The sequence below is a fragment of the Caloramator sp. CAR-1 genome (genome assembly GCF_030546345.1).
Classification (GTDB): Bacteria; Bacillota; Clostridia; order Clostridiales; family Caloramatoraceae; genus Caloramator; species Caloramator australicus.
On record NZ_JAUONW010000044.1, the window covers coordinates 162,238 to 169,005 of the forward strand.

Genomic DNA, 6,768 nt, shown 5'->3' on the forward strand with positions numbered 1-6,768 from the left:
AGGATATTTATGGGGGAATATGAGGCCATATTTAAGAGAAAATCAGTAAGAAAATATCAAGAAGAACCAATTACAGTTGCAGAGCTTGAAGAAGTTTATGAGCTTATATCTAGACACCCAAAATTATATAACATAGATATGGAACTGCATCTTGTTGAAGATGGAAGCCAATTTTTAGATTTACTAAAAGGAGTTATAGGAAGCTATGGCAAAATAATTGCACCCCATTATTTAATTGCAACGTCAGAGATAAAGGAGGGCTATCTCGAAAACGTGGGTTATGCCCTGGAATATATCGTGCTTAAAATGACTGAGATGGGACTTGGAACATGTTATATTGGGGGATTATACGATAAGAAAAATGTAAAAAAGATAATTAAAATGAAGGATAGCCATCAGCCAGTTATTGTAGTGGCTTTTGGCTATCCTAAGGATGCAACTGACTATATAAAGCTTATTATAGGATCTAAAAGAAGAATGGAATTAGAAAAGTTTTGTTTTGGGGATTTTGATAATACCTGGAGGTTTATAATGGATGCTGTAAGGCTTTCACCTTCAGCCATGAATAGCCAGCCCTGGAGATTTTATAAGAATCAAAATGTTATCGATATGTATATTAAAAGTTCCAAAAATATTTTTCACATGATTGAAATGAATAGAATTGATGCAGGGATAGCCCTTCAACACTTAAATATTGCTGCCAGATATTTCGACATTAATTTAAACTTTAAGAGGCTTGCAAACAAAGAAAAAGAAGGATGTATCTATATAACTAGTATAATCGAAAAGGAATAAAAAAAATCCCGGGGGGATCCCGGGTTGATTGGGTAAATGGGTTGGGGTTTTTTTGTTGCCGCAATTATATTATAGCATCATTTTTGATTTTGTGTGTTAAGATTTTGTAAAAATCAGCATTTTTTTGACGAAAAATGTAGAAAAATCTTTCGACATAAATTAGTATTATATAGAAAATATATAGTTTTCATTAAAGGAGAGGGTCGAATGAAGGAATTTTTGACTTTAGGAATTGAAACAAGCTGCGATGAAACTTCGGTAGCTGTGGTAAAAGATGGTAGGGAGGTTTTATCTAATATAATTTACTCGCAAATAGATATCCATAAAAAGTTCGGAGGGGTAGTGCCTGAAGTAGCCTCAAGAAAGCATGTTGAAATAATTAGTCTTATTATGAAGGAAGCCATTGATAAGGCAAACGTTTTATTAGATGATATAAACTTAATTGCTGCAACCTATGGCCCAGGCCTTGTTGGTGCCCTTTTAGTTGGATTATCCTTTGCTAAGGGTCTTTCTTTTTCGACAAAAAAGCCGTTTATTGGAGTTAATCATATTGAAGGACATATTTGTGCAAATTATATAGAACATAAGGATTTAGAACCACCTTTTTTATGCCTTGTGGTATCGGGAGGGCACACCCATCTTGTATATGTTAAGGGTTACGATTCCTATGAGATATTAGGAAAAACAAGGGATGATGCTGCTGGAGAGGCCTTTGACAAAATAGCAAGAGCTTTAGATTTAGGATATCCTGGTGGACCTTTAATAGATAGATTAGCCAAAGAAGGTAATGAAGATGCAATTGATTTTCCAAGGGCCTATTTAGAAGAGGATTCCTTTGATTTTTCCTTTAGTGGATTAAAATCAGCTGTTTTAAACTATTTAAATAAAAGGAAGATGCAGGGGATAGAAGTTAAAAAGGAGGATGTAGCAGCAAGTTTTCAAAAGTCTGTGGTGGAGGTATTATCAAACAAAACGATATGGGCAGCAAAGAAAATCAACGTAAATAAAATCGCCCTTGCAGGCGGAGTTGCTGCAAATTCAAGATTGAGAAAAGAACTTGAAAATTTAAGCAAGAAAAATGGATTCAAGTTTTATTATCCATCAAATATACTATGCACAGACAATGCAGCTATGATAGCATCAAGTGGATATTTTTCATACAAAAGCGGCAGACAATCGCAGCTCTCATTAAATGCCTTTCCTAATCTAAAGATTGGGGAAAGATTGTAGAAAACCTGTTAAGTTCATATCAAATTTTGTGGACAAGATGTTAGGTTTGTTGAAAATTTACTGTGGATAATGTGGAAAATATCCCTATAACCTTTGAAGTTTAAGACAAAATTATGTGGATAAGTTTGTGGATTGTGTGGATAATTTACATAATATTTTTATTTTTTATCGTTTTGTACAAAATGTCTATTGATAAGGTAAGGGGATTATTAGTAAAATATTTGTAGAAGATTGTAGAATCAGGAGGAATTTATGGAGCTGGATAAATACTTCAAGGATGGGGTTAGATATCATTTAATTTCTTCAGATGATGATAATGTTGTCGATATTATAGCTCTTTATTTTGATTGGGCCCTTAGAAACAATAAAAAGTGTATTTTTTATAGACACAATCAAAATATAAATGAGCTAGAGTTTTTTTTGGAGCAGTGCGGATATAATTTTAATTTCCTTGTTGAAGGTGGAAGGCTTGTTATTGATTCTGCTTATGATTATTTTGTTGACAAAAAGGTTTACATTAATACCCATCTTTTAGTTGAAACAATAAAATCAGCTTTAGCTGAAGGTTTTTCAGGGGTGGCTATTGTAGCTGATCGGGAATGTTTTTTTGAAAGCGAGTATGCTGAGGATAAATTATATTACTATGAAAAGAAACTAGATGATATATTTAAATCCTATCCAGTATCAGCACTTTCAATATATAATATCGATAAATTTGGTGTTGACGGCTTTTTTGCGATAACCCACCTAAATCCAAATTTCATATACAAGGTAATTAATGAAATATTTGTTCATAATAAGGATATTGTAAGTTTTTCCTATGAGGAAACCCTAGGCATAGTTTATACCTTCTTAAAACGAAGGGAAAAATCAGTAAGGGAGAATAAGATATTTGGATTTATAAGCAATTTATCCACAGAAATTTCTTATAAAAGGGATGAAAGGGAAATAATCGAAACCACCCTAAAGTATATATGCAATACTAATTATGCCTCCTTCGGTCTTGTTGATTTGTCCCCAAGTTTAGAACAGGTTAGCGATATCATAGCTTATAATGTTCCTGAAAAGATGATTGAACTTTATTATACGCAGCAAATAAAAAGTAGAATAGAAAAATACTTTAATAAAGTAAAATATATACTAATTAATACCGAGGATGTAGAAGAAAGGTTTAAGGAAATATTGAATAAATATAATATATTTACCTGTGCAATATTGCCGATAAAATATAATGATATTAATTTTGGATATTTATGGTTAGCATCGAGGGATGTAAATAACACCTTAAATGAAAATGCGGAGTTTTTATATAAAGTTTGTGAAACAGTTGCTAAAATGATACTTCAGTTTAAAAACTACAAAAAAATTCAAGATGGTATGCTTCTTGCCAGTAAACTTCAAGCTTTAGGGGAGCTTACGGGGGGAGTTGCCCACGAATTTAACAACATTTTAACCCCTATCCTTGGATATGTCCAGGTTCTTAAAGATAAAATTGACGATAATGAGCTTATTAAGTATTTAGACATGATAGAGGAAAGCGCGAAGGATGGAGCTAAAATAGTAAAAAGAATACAGGAATTCTCAAGCAGAAGAAATAAGGTTGTTGAATATGTTGATATAGATAAGGCTATCATCCATTCAGTAGAGATCACTAAACCTAAGTGGGCCTATGAAGCTCAAGTTGAAGATAAAAAAATAGATGTTTTATTGGATTTAAAATCAGGTGCTTTCGTTGAAGGAATTGTGACGGAGGTAAGGGAAGTTTTTGTAAATTTAATCTCAAATGCGGTTGATGCAATGCCTAACGGAGGAAAGATAGAAATAAATTCCTATAATGAGGATAAATACGTTGTTATTAAAGTAAAAGATACCGGAATAGGAATGAGCAAAGAAGTTTTATCAAGGATATTTGAGCCCTTTTTTACAACTAAAAACGAAAGGGGCAATGGTTTAGGACTTCATATTGTTTATAACATTATAACTTCTATGGATGGAACGATAGAGGTTGAAAGTAGAGAAAATTACGGTTCAGAGTTTACGATAAAACTACCTATAAGGGAGATTAAGGTAAAGGAAAAAGAAAATACATTAAGTTGCAGCGAAAGCAATAGCTTAAAGATATTAATCATTGATGATCAGGTCCATGTTGCCAATGCTGTCAATGAGATGCTAAGCCTATTAGGTCATGATTGTTCAGTTGTAACTGATAATGGAGAAATAGAACATGTTCTAAAATCAAAAAGCTTTGACGCTGTTATTTGTGACCTGGCTATGCCGGGAATAACAGGAGTTGAGATAGCAAAAAGAATAAAGGAACAATATCCTAAAACCTTTTTTATTCTTATGACAGGTTGGCTTGGCAAATTAAAGGAAGAGGATTTAATTTATGTGGATGAAATAATGCAAAAGCCCTTCTCAATTGAGGAGCTAAGAAAGGCCATAGAAAAAATTCAGGCTGTCCGATAGGACAGCCTATATTTGATTAATAAGCTCTTCCCATTTGTTATAAAGTTCGGTTAATGTGTTTTTGCTAGTGTTTAATTCTTTTGTAACTTCAATTACTTTTTCTGAATTAGAATAAATTTCTTCTTTGCATAGCATTTCTTCAAGACTACTTATATGATTTTCTATTTCTTCTATTTTTGATTCAATTGTTTTTAATTCTTCCTCAAAAGCCTTTTTCTGTCTTTTAATTTCGTTGAGTTTTTTTCTTTCTTCTCTTATTTGTGTTTTGGTTTTTCCTTGAGTAAAGATTATATCTTCATCTTTTGAGTTTTTCTTTTGGAGATAGTAATCAAAATTTCCTAAGTATTCACAAATAGATTGTCCATCAAACTCGAGGATTTTTTCGAATATTTTATTTAAAAAATATCTGTCATGGGATATTGCAAATATAGTTCCGTCGTATTCTAAAAGTGCCCTTTCGAGGGCTTCCCTTGAAAATATATCAAGGTGATTTGTAGGCTCATCAAGAAGAAGGAAATTGGGCCTTTTTAACATAATCTTTAAAAGAGATAACCTTGCCCTTTCACCACCGGATAGGGATGAAACAGGTTTGAATACATCATCTCCTGTAAATAAAAATGCTGCAAGATAATTTCTAATCTGTGTTGTTGTAAGGTCAGGGTATTCATCCCAAACCTCTTCAAGGACGGTTTTTTCTAACGATAGATTATTCTGCTCCTGATCATAATATCCGATATGAAGATTTTTACCAAGTTTTACAAAGCCCATATCATAATCTTCTAATCCACATATTATTTTAAAAAGGGTAGTTTTCCCTTTACCGTTAGGACCAATTAGGGCAACCCTTTCTTTGCGTTTGATGCTAAAGGAAATATTCTCAAACAAAACTTTTTCATAGGACTTTTTTAAATTTTCAACGGTTAAAACGTCAAAGCCGCTTTGGACTTTTACTTCAAATTTTAACCCTATACTTTTTTCCTTCAAATTAGGTTTTTCAATTCTTTCTATTTTGTTTAACATCTTTTCTTTACTTTCAGCCTGTTTTATGCTCTTTTCTCTGTTAAAGGATCGGAACCTTTCTATCATTTCTTCAAGGCGCCTAATTTCCTTTTGCTGAAGTTCATAGTCCTTAAGTTTTTCTTCAAGCCGTTTTTGTCTTTCGTTAATGAAGAATGTATAATTGCCGTTGTATTCTTCTATGATTCCATCTATTAATTCAAAGGTTTTGCTTGTAACCACATCTAAAAAGTATCTATCGTGGGATATTATTATGCAGCTTCCCTTAAATTCCTTTAAAAAATTTTCTAAAAAAGAAATGGCATCTAAATCAAGATGATTTGTAGGTTCATCAAGAAGCATAATGTCAGGTTTTTTAAGTAGAAGCTTTGCTAAAGAAAGTCTGGTTTTTTGTCCTCCAGAAAGATAAACAACTTTTTTATTAAAATCCTCTTGTTTTATTCCAAGTCCAGTTAAAACTTTTTTTACTTCACTGTCTATAGCATATCCGTTTAAACCCTCGAAGCTTTCCATTAAAGTGCCATATTCCTCAAGAAGCATATTATGCTTTAGAGAATCAGTTTCTTTAGAAATAAGAACTTCAAGTTCTCTAAGCCTTTTTTCAATTGACTTAATTTCCATAAATACACTCATCGCTTCATCAAATACAGTGTTTTCTTCATCAAAATCTATGATTTGGGATAAAAGTCCTATGGTTTTGTTACTGTTTACAAAAACCGAGCCACTATCTGGTTCAAGCTGTTTTGATAATATTTTAAACAAAGTTGTTTTACCTGCTCCATTTTTGCCTACAAGGCCTACTTTTTCATTATCTTCTATTTTAAAGTTTACGTCCTTTAGAATAACATCCACACCATAGGACTTTGATATATTTTGTGCTTCTAAAATAACCATAGTTTCACCTCAACCTTCATAAGGTATTTTACAATATATAAGGCATCTTTTCAAATCAAATAATTTGCTAGATAGTGTCAAGATATTGTAGGTTAATTTTTATAGACAACCCCTTAAATTAGCTAGTTTCAAGGCGTTTGTTAAATTTAAAAAACTTAAATTATATTTTCATATTTTATTGATTTTAATATCCTGTAAATTGGCGTTACTTTCCCTATGTTCAATATCGTTATATTATTCATAACTTCACGTGAAGATTTATTTATCTTTCTTATCGCTTCTTTTATTTTCTTCTTACTTACCTTGAAGGCTTTTTCATCTTCCTTAAACAMACTTATTTACCTTAAATTTCCTCCAATCTTGCTA

General features: G+C 32.0%; 4 protein-coding genes. 3 read left to right on the plus strand and 1 reads right to left on the minus strand.

Annotation, left to right across the window (positions count from 1 at the left end):
- The first annotated feature begins 9 nt into the window (after window positions 1-9).
- From Q3V94_RS12585 to Q3V94_RS12595, 3 genes are all read left to right on the plus strand, one after another.
- Window positions 10-795, plus strand: coding sequence for a nitroreductase family protein (locus Q3V94_RS12585; RefSeq protein WP_303528214.1), 786 nt, complete (start codon window positions 10-12; stop codon window positions 793-795).
- Between the two features lie 207 nt (window positions 796-1,002).
- Window positions 1,003-2,025, plus strand: a complete 1,023-nt coding sequence (tsaD, locus tag Q3V94_RS12590; protein WP_303528216.1) for a tRNA (adenosine(37)-N6)-threonylcarbamoyltransferase complex transferase subunit TsaD — start codon at window positions 1,003-1,005, stop codon at window positions 2,023-2,025.
- A 252-nt stretch (window positions 2,026-2,277) separates the two neighbouring features.
- The gene (locus tag Q3V94_RS12595) at window positions 2,278-4,491 is read left to right on the plus strand and encodes an ATP-binding protein (protein ID WP_303528219.1); all 2,214 of its coding nucleotides are present in this window, start codon (window positions 2,278-2,280) and stop codon (window positions 4,489-4,491) included.
- Between the two features lie 6 nt (window positions 4,492-4,497).
- Here Q3V94_RS12595 and abc-f read toward each other — a convergent pair whose 3' ends face one another.
- Window positions 4,498-6,402 carry a ribosomal protection-like ABC-F family protein gene (gene abc-f, locus Q3V94_RS12600; protein WP_303528220.1) on the minus strand — a complete coding sequence of 635 codons (1,905 nt, stop codon included), beginning with the start codon at window positions 6,400-6,402 and terminating at the stop codon, window positions 4,498-4,500.
- Window positions 6,403-6,768 lie beyond the last annotated feature (366 nt).

Excerpts from the sequence above, each read along its gene's own strand:
- tsaD (WP_303528216.1), top strand. The coding sequence starts at position 1,003 with ATGAAGGAATTTTTGACTTTAGGAATTGAAACAAGCTGCGATGAAACT.
- abc-f (WP_303528220.1), bottom strand. The coding sequence starts at position 6,402 with ATGGTTATTTTAGAAGCACAAAATATATCAAAGTCCTATGGTGTGGAT.
- Q3V94_RS12585 (WP_303528214.1), top strand. The coding sequence starts at position 10 with ATGGGGGAATATGAGGCCATATTTAAGAGAAAATCAGTAAGAAAATAT.
- Q3V94_RS12595 (WP_303528219.1), top strand. The coding sequence starts at position 2,278 with ATGGAGCTGGATAAATACTTCAAGGATGGGGTTAGATATCATTTAATT.